This is a genomic window from Pseudomonas lalucatii, from assembly GCF_018398425.1.
In the GTDB taxonomy this organism is placed as follows: Bacteria; Pseudomonadota; Gammaproteobacteria; order Pseudomonadales; family Pseudomonadaceae; genus Aquipseudomonas; species Aquipseudomonas lalucatii.
Window position 1 is genome coordinate 2,345,602 of the sequence record NZ_JADPMV010000001.1, and the last position, 22,992, is coordinate 2,368,593.

General features: G+C 66.5%; 18 protein-coding genes. 11 read left to right on the forward strand and 7 right to left on the reverse strand.

Features of this window, described 5'->3' with window-relative positions:
- Window positions 1–111: 111 nt before the first annotated feature.
- The 4 genes from dctP to I0D00_RS10690 all read left to right on the forward strand — a co-directional run bounded on the left by dctP (window position 112) and on the right by I0D00_RS10690 (window position 5,515).
- Window positions 112–1,104 carry a TRAP transporter substrate-binding protein gene (dctP, locus tag I0D00_RS10675; RefSeq protein ID WP_213639697.1) on the forward strand — a complete coding sequence of 331 codons (993 nt, stop codon included), beginning with the start codon at window positions 112–114 and terminating at the stop codon, window positions 1,102–1,104.
- 141 nt (window positions 1,105–1,245) lie between these two features.
- The gene (locus I0D00_RS10680; protein ID WP_213639698.1) at window positions 1,246–1,893 is read left to right on the forward strand and encodes a TRAP transporter small permease; all 648 of its coding nucleotides are present in this window, start codon (window positions 1,246–1,248) and stop codon (window positions 1,891–1,893) included.
- On the forward strand, window positions 1,890–3,173 hold the full coding sequence (gene dctM / locus I0D00_RS10685) for a TRAP transporter large permease (protein WP_213639699.1): 1,284 nt from the start codon (window positions 1,890–1,892) through the stop codon (window positions 3,171–3,173). Before I0D00_RS10680 ends, dctM begins: the two co-directional genes overlap by 4 nt.
- A gap of 431 nt (window positions 3,174–3,604) precedes the next feature.
- Entirely contained in the window at window positions 3,605–5,515 is a 1,911-nt protein-coding gene (locus I0D00_RS10690; protein WP_213639700.1) for a beta-ketoacyl synthase, read from the forward strand.
- Window positions 5,516–5,588: 73 nt separating this feature from the next.
- On the opposite strand, the gene cysQ is transcribed toward I0D00_RS10690, so the two are convergent.
- Window positions 5,589–6,410: a 3'(2'),5'-bisphosphate nucleotidase CysQ gene (gene cysQ / locus I0D00_RS10695; protein ID WP_213639701.1), complete on the reverse strand. Its 822-nt coding sequence runs from the start codon at window positions 6,408–6,410 to the stop codon at window positions 5,589–5,591.
- Complete coding sequence (nudE, locus tag I0D00_RS10700; RefSeq protein ID WP_213639702.1) at window positions 6,407–6,973, reverse strand: ADP compounds hydrolase NudE; 567 nt, start codon at window positions 6,971–6,973, stop codon at window positions 6,407–6,409. The genes cysQ and nudE overlap by 4 nt, the downstream gene beginning before the upstream one ends.
- Before the next feature lie 136 nt (window positions 6,974–7,109).
- Between nudE and yrfG the strand changes: the two genes are divergently transcribed.
- From yrfG to I0D00_RS10725, 5 genes are all read left to right on the forward strand, one after another.
- Window positions 7,110–7,766, forward strand: coding sequence for a GMP/IMP nucleotidase (gene yrfG, locus I0D00_RS10705; RefSeq protein ID WP_213639703.1), 657 nt, complete (start codon window positions 7,110–7,112; stop codon window positions 7,764–7,766).
- Between the two features lie 119 nt (window positions 7,767–7,885).
- The gene (gene fdhD / locus I0D00_RS10710; protein ID WP_213639704.1) at window positions 7,886–8,722 is read left to right on the forward strand and encodes a formate dehydrogenase accessory sulfurtransferase FdhD; all 837 of its coding nucleotides are present in this window, start codon (window positions 7,886–7,888) and stop codon (window positions 8,720–8,722) included.
- Window positions 8,723–8,870: 148 nt separating this feature from the next.
- Window positions 8,871–10,517, forward strand: coding sequence for a DUF6531 domain-containing protein (locus tag I0D00_RS10715; RefSeq protein WP_213639705.1), 1,647 nt, complete (start codon window positions 8,871–8,873; stop codon window positions 10,515–10,517).
- Window positions 10,518–10,534: 17 nt separating this feature from the next.
- The gene (locus I0D00_RS10720; protein WP_213639706.1) at window positions 10,535–13,306 is read left to right on the forward strand and encodes an RHS repeat-associated core domain-containing protein; all 2,772 of its coding nucleotides are present in this window, start codon (window positions 10,535–10,537) and stop codon (window positions 13,304–13,306) included.
- Between the two features lie 598 nt (window positions 13,307–13,904).
- Entirely contained in the window at window positions 13,905–14,315 is a 411-nt protein-coding gene (locus tag I0D00_RS10725; protein WP_213639707.1) for a hypothetical protein, read from the forward strand.
- A 276-nt stretch (window positions 14,316–14,591) separates the two neighbouring features.
- Here I0D00_RS10725 and I0D00_RS10730 read toward each other — a convergent pair whose 3' ends face one another.
- Window positions 14,592–15,548, reverse strand: coding sequence for a LysR family transcriptional regulator (locus I0D00_RS10730; protein WP_213639708.1), 957 nt, complete (start codon window positions 15,546–15,548; stop codon window positions 14,592–14,594).
- A 226-nt stretch (window positions 15,549–15,774) separates the two neighbouring features.
- On the opposite strand from I0D00_RS10730, the gene I0D00_RS10735 reads away from it, so the two are divergent.
- Window positions 15,775–16,839 (forward strand): hypothetical protein, encoded by a 1,065-nt coding sequence (locus I0D00_RS10735; RefSeq protein ID WP_213639709.1) that lies wholly within the window; start codon window positions 15,775–15,777, stop codon window positions 16,837–16,839.
- Window positions 16,836–17,414 carry a hypothetical protein gene (locus I0D00_RS10740; RefSeq protein WP_213639710.1) on the forward strand — a complete coding sequence of 193 codons (579 nt, stop codon included), beginning with the start codon at window positions 16,836–16,838 and terminating at the stop codon, window positions 17,412–17,414. Before I0D00_RS10735 ends, I0D00_RS10740 begins: the two co-directional genes overlap by 4 nt.
- 158 nt (window positions 17,415–17,572) lie before the next feature.
- On the opposite strand, the gene I0D00_RS10745 is transcribed toward I0D00_RS10740, so the two are convergent.
- From I0D00_RS10745 to I0D00_RS10760, 4 genes are all read right to left on the reverse strand, one after another.
- Window positions 17,573–17,815 (reverse strand): formate dehydrogenase subunit delta, encoded by a 243-nt coding sequence (locus I0D00_RS10745; protein WP_246533202.1) that lies wholly within the window; start codon window positions 17,813–17,815, stop codon window positions 17,573–17,575.
- An 83-nt stretch (window positions 17,816–17,898) separates the two neighbouring features.
- A complete protein-coding gene (gene fdhF / locus I0D00_RS10750; RefSeq protein ID WP_213639712.1) occupies window positions 17,899–20,742 on the reverse strand; it encodes a formate dehydrogenase subunit alpha in 2,844 nt (947 codons plus the stop codon).
- Window positions 20,743–20,757: 15 nt separating this feature from the next.
- Window positions 20,758–22,347 (reverse strand): formate dehydrogenase beta subunit, encoded by a 1,590-nt coding sequence (locus I0D00_RS10755; protein ID WP_246533203.1) that lies wholly within the window; start codon window positions 22,345–22,347, stop codon window positions 20,758–20,760.
- A complete protein-coding gene (locus I0D00_RS10760; RefSeq protein WP_213639713.1) occupies window positions 22,344–22,838 on the reverse strand; it encodes a formate dehydrogenase subunit gamma in 495 nt (164 codons plus the stop codon). The genes I0D00_RS10755 and I0D00_RS10760 overlap by 4 nt, the downstream gene beginning before the upstream one ends.
- Between the last annotated feature and the right edge of the window lie 154 nt (window positions 22,839–22,992).

The following is a 22,992-nucleotide window of genomic DNA, read 5'->3' on the forward strand; positions in this document are numbered from 1 at the left end:
CGCAGCCCAAGGTCCGTCGTTTTCCGACTGGCCGCCTAGACTTGCTCTTGTTCGCCCGTTTCCGGCGCTGCGGCGCTCATCGCGATAAGCACAACAAGAGGAAGCACTCGTATGTTCAAGTTCACTGCCAAGGCGCTGGCGTGCGCCCTGTCCCTGACCATCGCCGGCCTGGCCCAGGCGGCCGAGCCGATCGTCATCAAGTTCTCCCACGTGGTGGCCGAGAACACCCCCAAAGGCCAGGGCGCGCTGATGTTCAAGCGCCTGGCCGAGGAGCGCCTGGGTGACAAGGTGCGGGTCGAGGTCTATCCGAACTCCTCGCTGTTCGGCGACGGCAAGGAAATGGAGGCGCTGCTGCTCGGCGACGTGCAGATGATCGCCCCGTCCCTGGCCAAGTTCGAGCAGTACACCAAGCAGCTGCAGGTGTTCGACCTGCCCTTCCTGTTCAACGACATCGCCGCGGTCGACCGCTTCCAGCAGAGCCCCGAAGGTCAGGCGCTGCTCAAGTCCATGGAGAGCAAGAACATCACCGGCCTGGGCTACTGGCACAACGGCATGAAGCAGCTGTCGGCCAACAAGGCCCTGCGCGAGCCGAAGGACGCCCGCGGCCTGAAGTTCCGCGTGCAGGCCAGCGCCGTGCTCGATGAGCAGTTCAAGGCCGTGCGCGCCAACCCGCGCAAGATGAGCTTCGCCGAGGTCTACCAGGGCCTGCAGACCGGCGTGGTCAACGGTGCCGAGAACCCCTACTCGAACATCTACAGCCAGAAGATGCACGAGGTGCAGAAGTTCATCACCGAGTCCGACCACGGCGTACTGGACTACATGCTGATCACCAACACCAAGTTCTGGGAAGGCCTGCCGGCCGACGTGCGCGGCGAGCTGGAGAAGATCAACGTCGAGGTGACCGCCGAGGTGAACAAGCAGGCCGACGCGCTGAACCAGGAGGCCAAAGAGGCCATCATCGCCGCCGGCACCAGCGAGATCATCCAGCTGACCCCCGAGCAGCGTGGCCAGTGGCGCGACGCCATGAAGCCGGTGTGGAGCAAGTTCGAAGCCGAGATCGGCGCCGACCTGATCAAGGCCGCCGACGCCGCCAACCAGCAGTAAGGCCGTCTGGCGCCCGGGCGGTTTCGTCCCGGGCGCCCCACGGGCGCTGCCTCTGGTAGCGCCCGGCATCACCCGGTGGGTCAGCGCCTACGCCTGGCCCACCCCATGTGTTATCCACCTGTTCACCGGGAGACTCGAACGATGAACGCCATACGGCGCGTCTGGGACCACTTCGAGGAGGCGTTTATCGCCTTCCTGCTGGGGACCATGACGCTAGTGACATTCGTCTATGTGATCCTCAATAACCTCTACACGGTGTTCTACAGCCTTGGCGACAACTGGCCGGCGGCCAGCGACTTGTTCTTCGCCATCGGTGACAGCGTGATCGAGATGGCCCAGGCCATGACCTGGAGCATCGCCCTGACCAAGGCCCTGTTCGCCTGGCTGATCTTCTTCGGCCTGGCCTATGGCGTGCGCACCGCCGGGCACATCGGCGTCGACGCCCTGGTCAAGCTGGCCAAGAAGCCCACCCAGCGCATCATCGGCCTGATCGCCTGCCTGTGCTGCCTGGGCTATGCCGGGCTGATCAGCGTGGCCAGCTTCGACTGGGTGCGCACCCTGCTGACCGCCGGTATCGGCGCCGAGGACCTCGGCCACTACGGCATCAAGCAATGGCATATCACCCTGATCGTGCCCTTCGGCTACGCCATGGTGTTCATCCGTTTCCTGGAAATCTTCGTACGCATCCTGCGTAACCAGCAGACCGGCCTGGGCCTGGCCGACGAGGCCGCCGAGGCGATGAAACTGACCGAGCACGACGACGCATCGAAGAAGGACCCCAAGCCATGACCATTCTGTTCCTCTTCGTCCTGCTGTTCCTGCTGATGTTCATCGGCGTGCCGATCGCCGTGTCCCTGGGCCTGGCCGGCTCCATGACCATCATGCTGTTCAGCCCGGATTCGGTGCGCTCGCTGGCGATCAAGCTGTTCGAGACCTCCGAGCACTACACCCTGCTGGCCATCCCGTTCTTCCTGCTGTCCGGCGCCTTCATGACCACCGGCGGCGTGGCCAAGCGCCTGATCGACTTCGCCAACGCCTGCGTCGGCCATATCCGCGGCGGTCTGGCGATTTCCGCGGTGCTGGCCTGCATGCTGTTCGCCGCCCTGTCCGGTTCCAGCCCGGCCACCGTGGCCGCGGTCGGTTCCATCGCCATCGCCGGCATGGTCCGTTCCGGCTACCCCCAGGCCTTCGGCGCCGGCATCGTGTGCAACGCCGGCACCCTGGGCATCCTCATCCCGCCGTCGATCGTCATGGTGGTCTATGCCGCGGCCACCGAGCAGTCGGTGGGCAAGCTGTTCATGGCCGGGGTGGTGCCCGGCCTGCTGCTGGGCCTGGCGCTGATGGTGGCGATCTACGTGGTTGCGCGCAAAATGAACCTGCCAGCCATGCCGCGGGCCAGCCTGCGTGAACTGATCGCCACCGGGCGCAAGGCGATCTGGGGCCTGCTGCTGATGGTGATCATCCTCGGCGGCATCTACTCCGGCATGTTCACCCCGACCGAGGCGGCCGCGGTGGCGGCGGTCTACGCCGGCTTCGTGGCGCTGTTCGTGTACAAGGACATGACCATCCGCGAGTGCCCCAAGGTGCTGCTGGAGTCGGGCAAGCTGAGCATCATGCTGATGTTCATCATCGCCAACGCCATGCTCTTCGCCCACGTGCTGACCACCGAGCAGATCCCCCAGACCATCACCGCCTGGGTGATCGAGATGGGCCTGCAGCCCTGGCAGTTCCTGCTGGTGGTGAACATCGTGCTGCTGGTGGCCGGCGCCTTCATGGAGCCTTCGGCGATCATCCTGATCCTCGCGCCGATCCTCTTCCCCATCGCCATCCAGCTGGGCATCGACCCGATCCACCTGGGCATCATCATGGTGGTGAACATGGAGATCGGCCTGATCACCCCGCCGGTGGGCCTCAACCTGTTCGTCACCTCGGCGGTCACCGGCATGCCGCTGACCTCGGTGATCCGCGCCGCCTGGCCCTGGCTGATGCTGCTGCTGAGCTTCCTGCTGGTGATCACCTACATCCCGGCGGTGTCCATGGCCCTGCCGAACTGGCTGGGCATGAGCTGAGCAGCGGCAGCCGCGACTCCTGCACTCCTCGCCCGGCCTCGTGCCGGGCTTTTTTTTTGCGCCCGCGTGGGCGGCGCCCGGGCGCCGTTGATCGGCCCCAGGGGCCACGGCTAGACACCGGCGGCACACTGGCCGAAGCTCGGAAGAACCTCGCCCCGGCGCCCGCCGGCAGGGGCGCCATGCCCTCGACGGCCAGGCCACCGGCCGGCGCGGCGGCGCTTCGAAACCCGGCAGGCGCACGCTTCCGAGCAAGCAGCGCCCGGACCCGGCCGTGACTCACAGGTCATGAACCGCGTCAGCATAGGCATCCGAACAGTCGAGCCAAGGCCCGTTCCGTGCCATACCCCGAAGCAGGGGGGCGGGCGGGCGACAAGCGTCCCTGGCCTCAGCCGCGGCTTGTCCTGGCGTACTTATTTGAAGGAGTTCCCCGCGTGAAGTCTCGTTTCCCCGTGATCGTTGGTTTTGGTGGTTATAACGCAGCCGGCCGCAGCTCCTTTCACCACGGTTTCCGCCGCACCGTACTCGAGTCCATGGACGTCGCCGCGCGCCAGGAAACCCTCGCCGGCCTGGCGGTGATGATGAAGCTGGTGCGGGTGGTCGACGGCGTCCACCAGGCGCCCGACGGCACGCCCCTGAGCCTGGCCGAGATCGACAGCCGTTTCGCCGAGCAGATCCTCGCCTCGACCCTGGTGCGGCGCATCGAGAAGACCTACCTGGACGTCGACGCCGCCCACTGGCAGAAGAGCATCGGCGTCGCCGGCGCGGCGGACGCGCCGCTGAGCTTCATCACCAGCCGCAAGCAGCTGCCCGAGCCGCTGCCGGCCAACTGGTCGGTGGAGGAACTGAACGCCGCCGAGGTGCGCGTCACCCTGCACGACAACTGCGAATTCAAGGTCGACAGCTACCGGCCGCTGCCGGTCAAGTCCGCCGGCCAGCTGCCCAGCGGCTTCGAGCCGGCCGAGCTGTACAACTCGCGCTTCCACCCGCGCGGCCTGAGCATGGCGGTGGTCGGGGTGACCGATGCCCTGCGCTCCACCGGCCTGCCCTGGCAGTCGATCGTCGAGCGGGTGGCGCCGGACGAGATCGCCGTGTTCTCCAGCTGCATCATGAGCCAGCTGGACGAGAACGGCTTCGGCGGCCTGATGCAGTCGCGCCTCAAGGGCGGCCGGGTCACCGCCAAGCAACTGGCCCTGGGCCTCAACACCATGTCGGCGGACTTCATCAACGCCTACGTGCTGGGCAGCGTCGGCACCACCGGCGCCGTCACCGGCGCCTGCGCCACCTTCCTCTACAACCTGCAGAAGGGCGTCGAGCAGATCGTCCTGGGCAAGGCGCGGGTGGTCATAGTCGGCAGCAGCGAGGCGCCGATCAACCAGGAATGCATCGAGGGCTACGGCGCCATGGGCGCCCTGGCCACCGAGGACGGCCTGCGCCAGGTCGAGGGCCAGGACCAGGTGGACTTCCGCCGCGCCAGCCGCCCGTTCGGCGACAACTGCGGCTTCACCCTGGCCGAGGCCTGCCAGTTCGTGGTGCTGATGGACGACGAGCTGGCCCTGGAGCTGGGCGCCGACATCCACGGCGCGGTGCCGGACGTGTTCATCAACGCCGACGGCTTCAAGAAGTCCATCTCCGCCCCCGGCCCGGGCAACTACCTGACCATGGCCAAGGCGGTGGCCAGCGCCGTGCAGCTGCTCGGCATCGACGCCGTGCGCCAGCGCAGCTTCGTCCATGCCCACGGTTCCAGCACGCCGGCCAACCGGGTCACCGAGTCCGAGCTGCTCGACCGCATCGCCGCCACCTTCGCCATCGAACAGTGGCCGATCACCGCGGCCAAGGCCTTCGTCGGCCATTCCCTGGCCAGCGCCAGCGGCGACCAGCTGATCGCCGCCCTGGGTACCTTCAAGTACGGCATCATCCCCGGGATCAAGACCATCGACGCGGTGGCCGACGACGTGCACCAGCAGCACCTGAGCATCGCCACCAGGGACCGCCAGACCGGCGAGCAGGCGCTGGACGTCTGCTTCATCAACTCCAAGGGCTTCGGCGGCAACAACGCCAGTGCCCTGGTGCTGGCCCCCCACGTGGCCGAGCGCATGCTGCGCAAGCGCCATGGCGAGGCCGTCTTCGCCGCCTACTGCGCACGCCGCGAACAGACCCGCGCCGCCGCCCGGCAGTACGACCAGCAGGCGCTAAAGGGCCAGCTGGACATCATCTACAACTTCGGCAACGACCTGATCGACGACCAGGCCATCGAGCTGGGCAGCGAACAGCTCAGGGTACCCGGCTTCCCCCAGCCGCTGGTGTTCAAGCAGGACGACCGCTACCGCGACATGCTCGACTGAGCGCCGCGCAGGTTGGGTTGAGCAGCGCGCCCCATCACCCACCCGCCAGTAGACGGCCATGCCGCTACCCGCCTCAATCCAGGGCGCGGGCCAGCTGGATCAGCTCGGCGCGCCATTCGGCCGCAGCCGGCAGGGCGAGGAAGGAGGGGTTGAGCAGGGACTCGCGGGCCTCGTAGGTCAAGGCCTCGCCCTCGAGGGTCAGCACCTCGCCGCCGGCGCCTTCCAACACGCCCTGGGCGGCGGCGGTGTCCCACTGCGAGGTCGGCGCCAGGCGCGGGTAGCAGTCGGCCAGGCCCTCGGCGAGTTGGCAGAATTTCAGCGAGCTGCCGACGCTGAGCAGCTGCAGGTCGCCGAAACGTTCGCCGAGCCCCGCCAGCAGGCGCTCCTGGGCCGGACTGGAATGGCGGCGGCTGGCCACCAGGGTGAAGGCCTCGGCCGGCGCCAGGCGCACGCCGATGACCTGCTCGGTGCCGTCGGCCTCGGCGCGCCGGGCACCCAGCCCGGCTCCGCCGAAATAGCAGCGGCCGTTGGCCGGGATGCCGACCACGCCGAACACCACCCGCCCGCGCTCGATCAGGGCGACGTTGACGGTGAACTCTTCCGACCCGGCGATGAACTCCTTGGTGCCGTCCAGCGGATCGACCAGCCACCAGCGGCTCCAGCCGGCGCGCTCGCTCAAGGGGATGTCCGCCGCCTCCTCGGACAGCACCGGAATGCTCGCGTCCAGGGCGCGCAGGCCGTCGACCAGCAGGTGGTGGGCGGCCAGGTCGGCGGCGGTCACCGGCGAGGCGTCGGCCTTCTCGGTCACCGCCACGCCGGCGCGCCAATGGGGCAGGATGGCGCTGCCCGCCTGGCGCACCAGCTGGATCACCGCGGGAATCAGGGGATGGTTCACAGGACGAAATCTCCGCGCTGGCTGAGCAGGTCGCGCGCCAGGTAGAGGGCGGCCAGGGCACGGCCCTCGCTGAACTGGGGGTGTTGCATCAGGCTCGACAGCTCGCGCAGGTTGACCCGGTCCACCCGCATCGGCTCCGGCTCGTCGCCCGGCAGGCGCTCCTCGTAGAGGTCGCGGGCCAGCACCACCTGGATCTTCTGGCTCATGTAGCCGGGCGACAGGCTCAGCTCGGTGAGGTGCTCCAGTTGGCGGGCGCCGAAACCGGCCTCCTCCTTGAGCTCGCGGTTGGCCGCCACCAGCACGTCCTCGCCCGGCTCGATCAGCCCCTTGGGCAACGACAGCTCGTACTCGTCGGTGCCGCCGCAGTACTCCTCCACCAGCAGCGCGTGCTCGCCATCGACCATCGCCACCACCATCACCGCGCCGTAGCCGACGCCCTTGCCGACCAGGCGCTCGTAGGTGCGCTCCACGCCGTTGGCGAAACGCAGCTGCAGTTCCTCGACACGGAACAGGCGACTGCTGGCGACTATCTCGCGGGCGAGTACGGTGGGCTTCTGGCGCATGATGCGGCTCCTTGGCATGACCGGGCGGGTTATCATACCCCGGCTTTTCCGATTAGCCCCGGCGGAGATTGCGCGATAGACGACGGCTGCCGACCGAATCGCGACAGACTCCGCACCAGCCGCCGAAGACCCTGCCATGCCGCCGCTACCCTGGAGCGAGATCGACACCGTCCTGCTGGATATGGACGGCACCCTGCTCGACCTGCACTTCGACAACCACTTCTGGCTCGAGCACCTGCCCCGGCGCTACGCCGAGCACCACGGCATCAGCCGCGCCCTGGCCGACGCCGAGCTGCTGCCGCTGTTCCGCGAGCATGCCGGCCAGCTGACCTGGTACTGCACCGACTTCTGGACCCGCGAGCTCAAGCTGTCGATCCGCGAGCTCAAGCGCGAGGTGGCCGACCTGATCGCCCTGCGCCCGGACGCCGACACCTTCCTTGCCGCCCTGCGCGCCGCCGGCAAGCAGGTGGTGATGATCACCAACGCCCACCGCGACTCGCTGTCGCTCAAGCTCGAACGCATCGAACTGGCGCCCTACTTCGACCGCCTGATCAGCTCCCACGACTATGGCTTCCCCAAGGAGAACCAGCAGTTCTGGCATGCCCTGCAGCAGGACCTGAGCTTCGAGCCGGCACGCAGCCTGTTCATCGACGACAGCCTGCCGGTGCTGCGCAGCGCCCGCGCATTCGGCGTCGGCCACCTGCTGGCGGTGCGCCAGCCGGACAGCCGCCAGGGGCCGAAGAACACCGAGGAATTCGCCGCGGTCGAGGACTACCGCGCGCTGTTGCCCTGAGCCCATCCCGGCCAAAAACGACCCGCGACTGCCCAGCCTCGGCACAGGCGTGCGCAGCATTAGACGCCTGCGCCCCGGGGGCTTAGGCTAGGCCCATTACCCTTTCGGAAGGCTCGAACATGGCGCGCGCCGCAACCACCTCAACCTCCGGCGACGGCCCCGCCCAGGACGCCTACGCCTATGTCGAACTGGATGCCGCCGCCCAGGCGGGCGAGGCCGTGCTGGCCGAGGAATGCGCCCTGGCGATCAGCTACAACGGCATCAGCCATGCGGTGATGATGGTCTCGCCCTCGGCGGTGGAGGACTTCGTCGCCGGCTTCAGCCTGAGCGGCGCGCTGGTCGACGGCCTCGACGACATCTACGACATCCAGGTCAAGCGCGCCGGCGCCGCCCTCAGCGCCGAGGTGCAGATCAGCAGCCGCGCCTTCTGGGCCCTCAAGCAGCAGCGGCGCAATCTGGCCGGCACCAGCGGCTGCGGCCTGTGCGGCGTCGAGGCACTGGAACAGGCACTGCCGCAACTCGACACCCTAAACGCCAGCCCACTGCCGCCGGCCGACCACCTGCAGGGCCTGCGCGAGCGCATCGGCACCTACCAGCGCCTGGCCCGGCAGAGCGGCGCCCTGCATGCCGCGGCCTTCATCGATGGCAGCGGCGAGATCCGCCTGTGCCGCGAGGACATCGGCCGCCACAACGCCCTGGACAAGCTGATCGGCGCCCTGCTGCGCGAACGCCTCGACCCGCGCCAGGGTTTCGCCCTGGTCACCAGCCGCTGCAGCCTGGAGCTGATCCACAAGGCGGTGCGGGCGAAGATCGGCACCCTGGTCAGCCTCTCGGCACCGACCAGCCTGACCGTGCAGTGGGCCCGCCGCCACCACCTCAACCTGATCCACCTGCCCCACCACAGCGCGCCAAGGGTCTACAGCCCGGCGCCGGATGAAGCCGCGCCCACCGCCTGATATGGCGTCCTCTCGCCCCCCTGCGCGAAATGGCGGTTGCGCGGCGATGATGCAATCTTGCGCAGCGCTGCTCATTTGCCCGCTGGCAAGTTTCTCGGCCGAGCCTTAGGCTTCGCCGCGTCACTTATCCACGGCAGGATTCCAGAACATGGATCGTTCCTCTTGCGGGCTCAGTCTCGCCCTCGTTTTCTCCACCTGTGCCTTCGTCCCGCAGTCCGCCCTCGCCGCAGCAAGCTGCACGACAGGCGGCGTCAGCTACTTCGGTACTGAAGTCTATGCCGCGCCGCAAACCCCGAACGGGCAAGGCCAATACCTCTACAAGATCGCAGGCCTGCAATGCTCCGGTGGCAAGGTCATCAAATGGAACGAAAGCAGTGCCTGGTACACCCCCGATCAGATGCTGGCCACACTCAAACAGTCGAACGGCAACATGCGTCGAGCCTTCCCCAACACCTGCAAGACGCATGCAGTGCTGCTGCACGACAACTTCACCGGTTCGGTCGACGGTGTGACGGCGACCAGCTATGCGGGCGCCAATCAGACCCACTTCGATGTTTTCGCCGGCCCGGTTTTCTATGACCGCCCAGCCGAGCTGCTCTGCCCGGAGGTCGACGGCATCGGTAACCCCGACCTGCCGGGCACTTGCCCCGTGCAAAGCGCCGAGCCGGTGCTTGCCAGCTCAGGTGCCCCCAGCCAGGCCCAGGGCGACCCGATCAACGTCTCCAACGGCAACAGCTACCAGGTCGAAGTCGACTACCAGGGGCTGCCCGGTACCCAGCTGCACTTCGCGCGCTACTACAACAGCAAGACCACGAACTGGACCCATAGCTATTCGGCCAGGTTGAAGACATCTCCAAGCAAAGCACTGCTGGTCAATGCCGATGGCCGAGAGAGTCTGTTCACGATTTCCGGCAGCACCGTTACCGCCTCGCCGAAGGAACTGGGACGGCTGGAAAAGACCGTCGATGGCTGGCGTTATGACTCGCCGCAGAACGAGCACCTGTACTTCAACCCGCAGGGGCAGCTGACGCGGATCGAGCGGGCCAACGGCACGTTTGAAACCCTGGCCTATGGCACCAATCAGATCGTGCTCAGCGACTCGCTCGGCAGGTCGATGACGCTCACCTTCAACAGCGCCAAGCGCCTGAGCGGGTTGACGGCCGGCACGCTGCAGGTGGCCTACACCTACAACAGCGCCGGGCGACTCACCAAAGCGACGCGCACTCAGGGGGGGAAAAGCCGCTCGCGCAGCTATCACTACGAGGACACCCGTGAAGGCGGCTGGCTCACCGGCATCACCGACGAGCGTGGCATCCGCTATGTCACCTGGACCTTCGATGCCCAAGGGCGAGCCACCAAGAGCGAACTGAACGGCGGCGTCGACAGGTGGCTGTTCACCTACAACAGCAATGGCACCACCACCCTGACCAACCCGCTTGGGAAGAAGTCCACCTACAGCTTCCAGACCGTCGCCGGTGCCAAGCGCGTCACCTCCCTGGCCGGTGTGGCATCGGCCAACTGCCCAGGCAGCAATTCGACCTTCACCTATGACAACCGCGGCCTGATCAAGACGCGGACCGACAACAAGGGCAATGTCACCACCTACGACTACAACGCCCGCGGCTTGGAAATCTCCCGCACGGAGGCCTCCGGCACACCACAGGGGCGTACCGTCACCACCGAATGGCACCCGACGCTCTATCTGCCGGTAACCATCACCGAGCCCGGGCGCGTGCTGCGCTTCGAATACGACGCTCAAGGCAACCAGCTAAGCCAAACCATTTCCGAACGTTGATCAGAAGGAACTGACCGATGAACACTTTGCATCGCGCAAGCCTGCTCGCGCTGGCGCTGACAGCGGCACTGGGGGCGTCCAGCGCCCAGGCCAGCGAACGCAGCTGGAGCTACAGCTACAACAGCCAAGGCTTGATCGAGACCGCCGACGGCCCGCACACCGATGTGCAGGACGTCACCACCTACGCCTACGACGCCCAGGGCCGCCTGACCCAGGTGACCAACGCCCTCGGCCATATCACCCAGCTGTCCAACTTCGACAACTACGGCAACCCGCAGACCCTGACCGACGCCAACGGCGTCACCACCGACCTGAGTTACAGCCCGCAGGGCTGGCTGGCCTCGGTCAGCACCGCCGGCAGCACCACTGCCTTCGAGCACGACGCCGTGGGCCTGATCACCAAGGTCACCCGCGGCGACGGCAGCTGGCTGAGCTACACCTGGGACGGCGCGCGGCGCCTGACCAAGATCAGCAACAACCTCGGCAAGACCGTCGAGTACGACCTCGACCCCATGGGCAACCGCACCGCCCAGCGCCTCAAGGATGCCTCGAACAACCTGACCCAGCAGCAGACCTGGGTCTACGACGAACTGGGCCGCCTGCTGCGCGCCGTCGGCGCCGCCGGGCAGACCAGCCGCTACCAGTACGACCTCAACGACAACCCGAGCGCCAGCACCAACCCGCGCCAGTTCAGCCACAGCCAGGCCTATGACGCCCTCGATCGCCTGGTGAGCAACACCGACCCGCTGGGTGGCGTCACCACCCTGGCCTACGACGGCCAGGACAACCTCACCGAGGTCAAGGACCCGCGCGGCGTCACCACCCGCTATGTGTATGACGGCCTCGGCAACCTCACCCAGCTGATCAGCCCGGACAGCGGCACCACCACCTACAGCCACGACGCCGCCGGCAACGTGATCAGCAAGACCGACGCCAACGGCGTGGTCACCACCTACAGCTACGACGCGCTGAACCGCCTCACCGGCCGCCAGTACCCGGCCAGCCCGGCGCTCAACGTGCAGTACCACTACGACATGACCGCCGAAGGCAACCACGGCATCGGCCGCCTCACCGCCGTGCAGGACGCCAGCGGCGTGCTCGGCTACCGCTACGACGCCCGCGGCAACCTGGTCGAGCAGATCCGCTCGGTGGCGGTGGGCGGCGTCGACCAGTACGACCGCCTCGGCTACGCCTATGACGGCGCCAACCAGCTGACCCGCATCGACTACCCCCTGGGCCTGAGCGTGCTCTACCCGCGCAACGCTGCCGGCCAGGTGCGCGAGGTGCAGCTGCAGGTGGGCAGCAACCCGCCCAGCGCCTTCGCCGGCGCCATCGCCTACCTGCCCTTCGGCCCGCTCAGCAGCCTGACCTGGGGCAACGGCGTCAGCCTCAGCCGCACCTTCGACCAGGACTACCGCCTCAGCCAGCAGACCGTGGCCGGCTGGAACAGCAGCTACGGCTACGACGCCAACGGCAATATCGAAACGCTGGGCAGCAGCCTGCTCGGCGACCTCAACTACCGCTACGACGCCCTCGACCGCCTCACCGCGGAGCACAAGGCCGACCTAGAGCAAGGCTACAGCTACGACGCCGTGGGCAACCGCAACGGCAAAACCGTCACCCCCATAATCAATGGCCAGGCGCAGGCCGGCAGCACCCACACGTACCAGTACGCGGCCAACAGCAACCGCCTGAGCGAGATCGACGGCCTGGCGGTACTCAGCGACGCCGCCGGCAACCTGACCCAGGACCGCGCCGAGCGCGAACTGGACTACGACGCGCAGAACCGCCTGACCCGGGTGAAGCTCGCCGGCAACATCGTGGCCGAGTTCCGCTACAACGCCCTCGGTCAGCGCACCCACAAGCTCGGCGCCGACGGCACCACGGTGTTCCTCTACGGCCCGGACGGCCAACTGCTCGGCGAAGAGCGCTACGACGCCCAAGGCGCCAAGCTCAGCGGCCAGTTCTACATCTGGCTCGACAGCCTGCCCCTGGGCGGCATCACGGTGAGCTACGACGGCCAGGGTGGCGTCGCCAGCAGCACGCCGTTCTACCTGCACAGCGACCACCTCAACACCCCGCGCCTGGCCACCAGCCAGAGCCAGCAGGGCGTGTGGCAGTGGCAATCGGATGCCTTCGGCGTGGGCCAGGCCAGCGGCAGCCTGACGATGAACCTACGCTTCCCAGGGCAGTACTTCGATCAGGAGAGCGGGCTGCACTACAACTACTTCCGCGATTACGACCCGCAGACCGGGCGCTACGTCGAAAGCGATCCGATTGGGCTCAGGGGTGGGTTGAATACATACGGCTATGTCTATGGAAACCCGCTGAAGTATTCTGATCCTAAAGGCCTTGCAGTAGCAGCGCTTTGCTTTGTCCCTGGCATAGGTTGGACCACATGCGCCGTAATAGCCGAAGCAGCAATCTCGGCATGTGCTTATGTAGGCACAGCAGTTGGAGGAGCTCTACTTGGCGGCTATCTAGCGAATGAGGCCGCGCAGGATGGTGATGGCGAAGGCAACACCAACCCGTATGCTGGCCCCGTAGATGAGCCGGTGATTGTTGTTGATGAGAACGGAAATGCAATTCCCGTTGAGCCTGGACAGAGCGTCAACAGCTCCCCGAATGGCGACTACCAACAAGTCGTGGGTGCAGATGGCAGACCAACAGGAGACCGACTAGACCGAGGAGGGCACCGGAATCAGTCCGACCCTCGCGCTCAGGGGCCCCATGGACACAGGCCAGGAGTGACAACTCCTGATGGCAATCCTCACCTACCGATATATTAACTATGCCTAAATTTAACTACGATGACATCGTTACAGCTTCCAGTGCAGCCCCCTCAAATGCACGTCCAGGGAAAAAGGCTTGGGTTGTTGGGGTCTTTGAAACTCGAAGAGGTGAGTTTTTAAAGTCTTTTCCGGAAGGAGTTGTATATGTAATTGAGTTCGAGGACGGCACTTCAGCAGAAGTAGCTGAAATCCATTTAGAGCTTTACATTGAGCCCCGAAATTAGCGAGCACTAGCTTAAAAAGGCTGCAACCTGCAAGCGGGTTACAGCCTTTTTTCTATATTCAGCCTTGTAGGGCGGGTCATTGACCCGCACTGACCGGTGTTTACCTCCACGCCGTACTGCCGGCTGGCATGGCGGCAATGGGTTTGCTGCTGGCCGGCACAACGCTCGGCGGGTTACGCCTTTGGCTAACCCCGCCCTACGTCCGTATCAATTCCCCCAGCAGCCCGTTCAGACCTTTTCGGTTCAAGGTTTCAGGTTGTACTGGTACGGCGTTCAAGTTGGTGCAGCACCTACAGGTGTAGGGGCCGGATGATTTAATACGGCCTGCTGGTTAAGGTTGATACTGTTCCAGGGGCTGACAAGGAGCCACTATGAGCACAACACCTAATAAGGTTAAAACAGTAGCTTTATGCTTGCGTGGATTTGAGCTGACGCCTGAACAAGTGGAGTCTGCAACAGGGAGGAAAGCCTCTGAAACTGGTACTCGTGGTGAACCAGTTAAGCCAGGGGTAAAAAGTCTATTGAAGCGCTCATTTGTCAGATTTTCAGTGCAGATCCCTAATGGCTGCCGAATTGATGAGCTGATTCCAGCACTTTGGACTCACCTTGGCGGCATTGAGCGAATTCGAGAAGCCAGAGATATCATTAAGCCCGAGTATCTAGAAGTAGACTTAGTGCTTCCCGTTAAGAACTCTGATGAGCAAGAAGGTGGTTTCATACCCCCTTCAACCATTACCGAGCTTAGCCTTTTGGGAGCGTCTTTATCTTTCCAGTTTCTTTAGATTTATAGATACAGCTCTCACCTGACGCCGGCCTCGTGCCGGTGTCTTTTTATGCAGCCTTGTAGGGCGGGTCATGCCCCGCGCTGATCGATCTTCGGGTTAATGCGTTATTGCGTATGTCCGAATTTGATCTGCGTGGGGGGCGGGTTAAACCGATAGTTTTGGATTGTCGCCTGACACGGCGGCCGCGCAATTTTGGCGTTGGCCACACCATCGCTCGGCGGGTTACGCCTTCGGCTAACCCGCCCTACGGTTCTCATGAAAAAGGGGGCGGATTTATTTAGCCCCTTTTCCAGTCGCCCCCTTGTCCATTCCGGCTGCAAGGCTCGGCCACGATCCCTCCCTCGGATAGGCCTTCTCGAAGAACTCCACAAATGCGCGCACCTTCGCCGGCAGGTAGCGATTACCCGGATAGACCAGCATCAGCGGCAAGGCCTCAACCGAATGCTCGGTCAGGAATGGCTGCAACTGGCCACTTGAAATGGCGCCCTGCACCAGCGGCTCCGGGACATGGGCCACCCCGAGCCCGGCGGCCGCCGCGGCGATCGTGGCGTCCAGGGAGGTGAGCCGCAGCCTTCCCCGAGGCGTAAAGGCGACCCGTTTGCCGCCCTCCTCGAACGGCCAGTCACAGCCACGCCGGGTCGAGGGCGAGACGAACTGGATGCAATCGTGGCGGCCCAGATCCGCGATGCGCGCCGGTATGCCGCGCCCTGCGAGATAGCTGGGTGCCGCGCAGGTCAGCCAGCGCACGCTGGTCAGCTTTCGCGCGACCAGATCGGCGTCCGCTGGAACTCTGCCGCTGCGCAGCGCGCAGTCGATGCCCTCCTCGACCAGATTGACCATGCGATCGGTGATGATCACATCCACTGAGAGATCGGGGTAGCTCGCCATGAACTGCGCAAGATTCGCAAAGAACGCCAGGGGCACGATGGACTGGGCGACCGACACCCGCAGGCGACCACGGGGCAGTGAGCGCCCGCTGGAGAGGTTGTCTTCGGCTTCCGCGATCTCACCCAGAATGCGCACGCAATCCTGGTAATAGGCTTGCCCCTCTTCGGTCAGACCGAGTCGCCGCGTGGTGCGGTTCAACAGGCGTACGCCCAGACGCTGCTCCAGTTGCGCGACGGCGGTGGTGACCGACGCCCGGGAGGTATTCAGATTATCGGCGGCACGCACGAAGGCGCCGTGTTCGACCACCCTCACGAATATCCGCATGCAGGCCAGCTGGTCCATCTGATTGTTCCGAATCACCAAATCATCCGTTCAGTGTAATGCTGTTTTTCCCTCGGCTACGCGCCCATAAAGTGCGCCCACCTGGCCAGCGGAAAGGCGCTGGCAAGCAGACCCCGATCAATGTGGAGAACGCTGCGATGAGCCCAAGCCCGTGCACTGCCGTTGTGGCAACCAACGCCGCCCAGCAAGGCGGCCTGCTCGGCGCGCGGCGGGCGGCCCCACGGCCATGAAGCGGCGGATCGGAGTGCCCTGGCGGCTGGCCGCGCTCGGCGCGGCGCTCGGCCTTGCGTCGACCGCGAGCCTCGCGCGACCGGCGACAGACCCGTCGAGCGATCCGCCGGCGCTGCTCAGCGAAACCGGGCTGTTCGCACCGGGCTCCCGCGCGATCGCCAGCGGCCTGCAGGCCTTCGCGCCGCAATACCCCTTGTGGTCCGACGGCGCCGAAAAACGCCGCTGGCTGTCATTGCCGCCGGGCTCGGCCATCGATGCCTCGACCCCGGATGCCTGGGTATTCCCCAAGGGCACCCGGCTGTGGAAGGAGTTCGCCTACGCCGGCCAGCCCGTCGAGACGCGCTTTATCGAGCGGCTGGCGGACGGCTCCTGGCGCTACCTGACCTATATCTGGGCGGCCGATGGCCGGGACGCGGCGCTGGCCCCGGGCGAAGGCGCGACGCTGGCCGTCGCCGCGGCGCCGGGCGGCCGCTACGCCGTGCCGTCGCGCGATGATTGCCGCGGCTGCCATGAGGCCGGTCCGGTGCCGGTGCTGGGTTTCAGCGCCCTGCAGCTGTCGCCGGATCGGGATGGGCTGGCACCTCATGGCCAAGCCGTCGAAGCCGACCCTGTCAACCTCGAGGGGCTGTTGACCCGCGGGCTGCTGCGCGACCTGCCTCGGGGGCTGCTCGACCAGCCGCCGCGCATCGCCGCACGGTCGCCGACCGAACGGGCGGCCCTGGGCTATCTGCACGGCAATTGCGGCCATTGCCATAACGCGTCCGGACCGCTGGCCCTGCTGGAGCTGAGCCTGACCCAGGGCGCCGGCGCCGCCGCCGACGCCGAACGCAGCCTGCGCACCACCGTGGGCCAATTGAGCGAGTCGCGCCTGAACAACCTGGACACCCGCATCGTTCCCGGTGATGCCGCACGCAGCCTGCTCCTGGCCCGGATGCGCTCGCGCAATCCGGTGCTGCAAATGCCTCCGCTCGGCACGGTGCGGACCGATGCCCAAGCCAACGCCCTGATCGAGCGGTGGATCGTCCACGAACTTCCATTCCTACAGGAGAAAACACCATGAGAATCGCAAGCGCTGTTCTTCGCCGCGCCTCGGCGCTGTATCTGGCTGTCATGACCAGCGCCGCGCTGGCGGCGGGCGACACGGGGCAGGCCCAGCCCGAGAACCCGACGACCAGCGTGACCCGCGGCAAATACCTGGTCGATACCTCGGGCTGCCATGACTGCCATACGCCCTGGGTCATGGGGCCGGACGGGCCGGCGCCGGACATGAGCCGTGCGCTGTCCGGCCATCCCCAGTCGCTGCAGCTGCCGCCCGCGCCCAAGCTTCCCGAGGGCCCCTGGCTGGTCAGCATCGCGGCCACCAACACCGCCTATGCCGGCCCCTGGGGCGTCAGCTTCACGGCCAACCTGACGCCGGACAGGGAAACGGGCCTGGGCAAGTGGACCGAACGCAACTTCATCGAGACCATCCGCACGGGCCGTCACCTGGGGCGCGGACGACCGGTCTTGCCGCCCATGCCGGTTCAGGTGTACCGAAACATGACGGACGCGGATCTGGGGGCGATCTATGCCTACCTGCAGAGCATTCCGTCGGTGAACAATCGGGTGCCCGCGCCGATCACAGCGGAGGAATAAGCCAGTAGCCTGGATATCCCCGGTGGACAAGGCTCCGCTTGTCCACCGGGCAGGTAAAACAGCCTTTCTACAGCCCATGGCAGCCAACAAAAAGCCCGCATCGCGCGGGCTTCTTGTTGGCTGATGCGCCTGACTGGGCCAGGTCGCTTGAGCGTCGATCAGGCGCTCTTGGCCACCGGCTCGATCTCTGCGCGCTGGTCGCGCATCGCCTCCAGGGCAAAGGCGCTGAGGCCTTCGCCGGCGGTGGCGTCGATGTGGGCGTAGAGCGCGACGCGCATCTGCGGGTCCCACTGTTTCTTCAGGTGCACGGCGAAATCCGCCCGTGCCTGGGCGGGATTCGGCTGGGAAGCGAAGAAGGCGCCGATCTGGTTGGCCATCTTGATCAGTTGCGTGGCGTTCATGCCCATCTGCGAACCCCTGTGTGGTCGAAGAGGTGGAAGAAGTACAGCGGCAGGCCATCGCCAGGATGGCCCGCCGCCGGCGGTCAGAGCTGGGTCACCTTGATCCGCGGCAGGAAGTCGAGCTGCTCCTTGGTGAAGGCCTGGAACTCCTCCTGCCACTGCGACGGCGCCTCGACCTTGCTGACCTGCACCGCGGTGACCTTGTACTCGGGACAGTTGGTCGCCCAGTCCGAGTTGTCGGTGGTGATCACGTTGGCGCCGGACTCCGGATGGTGGAAGGTGGTGTAGACCACCCCCGGCTGCATGCGCTCGGTAACCACCGCGCGCATCACCGTCTCGCCGGCGCGGCTGTTGATGCCGACCCAGTCGCCGTTCTTGATGCCGCGGTCCTCGGCGTCCACCGGGTGCAGCTCCAGCACGTCCTCGGCGTGCCAGGCGCCGTTGTCGGTGCGGCGGGTCTGCGCGCCGACGTTGTACTGCGAGAGGATGCGCCCGGTGGTGAGGATCAGCGGGCGCTTGCGCGAGGTGCGCTCCTCGGTGGGGATGTACTCGGTGACCATGAAGCGGCCCTTGCCGCGCACGAAATGGTCCTCGTGCATGATCGGCGTGCCCTCCGGCGCCTCGTCGTTGCACGGCCACTGGATGCTGCCCAGGCGGTCGAGCTTGGCGTAGCTGACCCCGGTGAAGGTCGGGGTCAGGCGGGCGATCTCGTCCATGATCTGCGACGGGTGGCTGTAGTTCATCGGGTAGCCCAGGGCGTTGGACAGCGCCACAGTGACCTCCCAGTCTTCCTTGCCGGCCAGCGGCGGCATCACCTTGCGCACCGGCGAGATACGCCGCTCGGCGTTGGTGAAGGTGCCGTTCTTCTCCAGGAAGGAAGCGCCCGGCAGGAACACGTGGGCGAACTTGGCGGTTTCGTTGAGGAACAGGTCCTGCACCACCACGCACTCCATTTCCTTCAGCGCGTCGGTGACGTGCTGGGTGTCCGGGTCGGACTGCGCCGGGTCTTCGCCCTGGATGTAGATGCCCTTGAAGGTGCCGGCATGGGCGGCAGCCAGCATGTTGGGGATACGCAGGCCCGGCTCGTCGAGCAGGGACACGCCCCAGGCCTCTTCGAACAGCGGGCGGATCACCGGGTCGGAGACGTGGCGGTAGCCCGGCAGCTCATGGGGGAAGGAGCCCATGTCGCAGGAACCCTGCACGTTGTTCTGCCCGCGCAGCGGGTTGACGCCGACACCGGCGCGGCCGATGTTGCCGGTGGCCATGGCCAGGTTGGCGATGGCCATCACGGTGGAGGAACCCTGGCTGTGCTCGGTCACGCCCAGCCCGTAGTAGATGGCCGCGTTGCCGCCGGTGGCGTACAGGCGCGCCGCGGCGCGCACTTCGGCCGCCGGCACGCCGGTGTTGGCCTCCATGGCTTCGGGGCTGTGCCGCTGGTCGGCGACGAAGGCGCGCCACTGCTGGAAGTCTTCGGCTTCGCAACGCTCGGCGACGAAGGCCTCGTCGACCAGGCCCTCGGTGACGATGACGTGGCCCAGGCTGTTGAGCAGGGCGACGTTGCTGCCGGGGCGCAGCTGCAGGTGGTGCTGGGCCTTGATGTGCGGCGAACGCACCAGGTCGATGCCGCGCGGGTCGGCGACGATCAGCTTGGCGCCCTCGCGCAGGCGGCGCTTGAGCTGGGAGGCGAACACCGGGTGGCCGTCGGTGGGGTTGGCACCGATCACCAGCACCACGTCGGCGGCCAGCACCGAGTCGAAGTCCTGGGTCCCGGCCGACTCGCCGAGGGTGACCTTGAGGCCGTAGCCGGTCGGCGAATGGCAGACCCGCGCGCAGGTGTCGACGTTGTTGTTGCCGAAGGCGGCGCGCACCAGCTTCTGCACCAGGTAGGCTTCTTCGTTGGTGCAGCGCGAGGAGGTCAGGCCGCCGACCGCGTTCTGCCCGTACTGCGCCTGGATCTCCTTGAAACGCTTGGCGGCGTAGCCGATCGCCTCGTCCCAGCTGACGGTGCGCCAGGGCTGGTCGATGCTGTCGCGGATCATCGGCGCCTTGATGCGGTCCGGGTGGGTGGCGTAGCCCCAGGCGAAGCGGCCCTTGACGCAGGAGTGGCCGTGGTTGGCGTGGCCATCCTTGTTCGGCACCATGCGCACCACTTCGTTGCCCTTGACCTCGGCCTTGAACGAGCAGCCGACGCCGCAATAGGCGCAGGTGGTGGTGACGCTGCGCTCGGCCTGGCCCATCTCGATCACCGACTTCTCCATCAGCGTGGCGGTCGGGCAGGCCTGCACGCAGGCGCCGCAGGACACGCACTCGGAGTCGAGGAAGTCCTCGTCCTGGCCGGCGGCCACGCGCGAGTCGAAGCCGCGGCCGTCGATGGTCAGGGCGAAGGTGCCTTGCACCTCCTCACAGGCGCGCACGCAGCGGTTGCAGACGATGCACTTGGCGGGGTCGTAGCTGAAATAGGGGTTGGACTCGTCCTTGGCCTCGGCCAGGTGGGTCTTCACCGGGTCGTAGCGCACTTCGCGCAGGCCGACCACGCCGGCCATGTCCTGCAGCTCGCAGTTGCCGTTGGCCGAACAGGTCAGGCAGTCCAGCGGGTGGTCGGAGATGTACAGCTCCATGGTGCCGCGGCGCAGCTCGGCCAGCTTCGGGCTCTGCGTGCGGACCTTCATGCCCGGCTCCACCGGGGTGGTGCAGGAGGCCGGGTAGCCGCGGCGGCCTTCGATCTCCACGGTGCACAGGCGGCAGGAGCCGAACGGCTCGAGGCTGTCGCTGGCGCACAGCTTGGGCACGGCGATGCCGGCCTCCTGGGCCGCGCGCATCACCGAGGTGCCGGCCGGCACGGTGATGGCGGTGCCGTCGATTTCCACCGTTACCGGGGCACCGGTACGGGCGGGGGTGCCATAGTCGAGTTCACGATACAGGGCCATGAGGACGCCTCCGGATCAGCGGGCTTCGGTGGCGTCTGACGACGCCCCGAAGTCCTCGGGAAAGTGGTTGATGGCACTGAGCACCGGGTAGGGTGTCATGCCGCCGAGGGCGCACAGCGAGGCCCCGAGCATGGTGTCGCAGAGGCTCTTGAGCAGCTCGATGCGACCCGGCTGCGGCCCTTCGGAGCGGGCCACGATGATCTGCTCGAGCAGCTCCTCGCCGCGGGTCGAGCCGATCCGGCACGGCGTGCACTTGCCGCAGGATTCCACCGCGCAGAACTCCATGGCGTAGCGGGCCATGTCGGCCATGTCGACGCTGTCGTCGAACACCACTATGCCGCCGTGGCCGAGCACCGCGCCGAGGGCGGCGAAGGCCTCGTAGTCCAGCGGGGTGTCGAACTGCGACTCCGGCAGGTAGGCGCCCAGCGGGCCGCCGACCTGCACCGCGCGGATCGGCCGGCCGCTGGCCGAGCCGCCGCCGTATTCATACAGCAGCTCGCGCAGGGTGACGCCGAAGGCCTTCTCGATCAGGCCGCCGCGGGCGATGTTGCCGGTCAGCTGGATCGGCAGGGTGCCGAGCGAGCGGCCCATGCCGTAGTCCTTGTAGTAGGCGCCGCCCTTGTCGAGGATGATCGGCACCGAGGCCAGGGAGATCACGTTGTTGATCACCGTCGGCTGGCCAAACAGGCCCTCGATGGCCGGCAACGGCGGCTTCGGCCGCACGGTGCCGCGCTTGCCCTCGAGGCTCTCCAGCAGCGCGGTTTCCTCGCCACAGATGTAGGCGCCGGCGCCGCGGCGCAGCTCCAGGTGGAAGGCCTTGCCGCTGCCGAGCACGTCGTCGCCCAGGTAGCCGGCGGCGTAGGCGCTGGCGATGGTCGCCTGCAGCGTCGCCTCGGCATGCGGGTATTCGGAGCGCAGGTAGATGTAGCCCATGGTGGCACCAACGGCGAGACCGGCGATGGTCATGCCCTCGATCAACACATAGGGGTCGTCTTCCATCACCATGCGGTCGGAGAAGGTGCCGGAGTCGCCCTCGTCGGCGTTGCAGACGATGTACTTCTGTGCGGCCTCGCAGCCGGCCACGGTGCGCCACTTGATGCCGGTGGGGAAGGCCGCGCCGCCACGGCCGCGCAGGCCGGATTCGGTGACCTCGGCGACGATCGCCTCGGGGCTCATGCCCAGGGCGCGCTTGAGGCCGCGGTAGCCGTCGTGGGCGATGTAGTCGTCCAGCGACAGCGGGTCGGTGATGCCGGCGCGGGCGAAGGTCAGGCGCTCCTGGCGCTTGAGGTAGTCGATCTCCTCGGTCAGGCCGTGGCCCAGGGCATGCGCCTTGCCTTCGAGGAAGCCGGCGTCGAACAGCCCCGCCACGTCCTTGGCCTTGACCGGGCCATAGGCCACGCGACCGGCCGGGGTGGCGACCTCGACCATCGGCTCGAGCCAGAACAGCCCGCGCGAGCCGTTGCGCACCAGCTTGATCTCCAGGTTGCGCGCCTTGGCCTCGGCGGCGATGGCCTGGGCCACCCGGTCGGCGCCCAGGCTCAGGGCGGTGGCGTCGCGGGGGACGTAAACGGTCAGGGTGCCTGCGCTCATGCTGTTCTCGCTCATGCCTGTGCCTCCTGTTCTGCCAGCAGAGCCAGCAGGCCCTCGGCGTCGACGCGACCGTGCAGCTCGCCGTTGAGCATGGCGTTCGGCGCGCAGGCGCAGTTGCCCAGGCAGTACACCGGCTCGAAGGTCAGGCTGCCGTCTTCGCGGGTCTCACCCAGTTGCAGGCCGAGCTTGTCCTGCAGCTCGACGGTCAGCGCCTTGACCCCCATCGACTGGCAGGCCTCGGCCTGGCACAGTTTGAGGTGCTGGCGGCCGGGCGGGCTGGCGCGGAAGTCGTGGTAGAAGCTGACTACCCCGTGCACCTCGGCGCGCGACAGGCAGAGCTCCTCGGCGATCAGCGGCAGCAGCTCGGGCGGCACGGCGCCGAGACGGTCCTGGATGTCGTGGAGAATGGGCAGCAGGGCGCCGGGTTGCCCGCGGTGCGCGGCCAGTACCTCACGGGTAACGGCCTGGCACTGTTCGGGGTCGAAGCGCTGGGGAAGAGTGGCCATGTGCGATGCTCCAGCCGGCAGGCTTAGCCGGTGCTGTCGGGGAGATGACGCGGTCCATTCACGGTTTATGGGCCGGTTATCTCTGGCGGTCGCCTTACGGCTCGCCACATATGAAATAAAGTTCTTATACTCGGACGCAGAACAGGCCCGATAA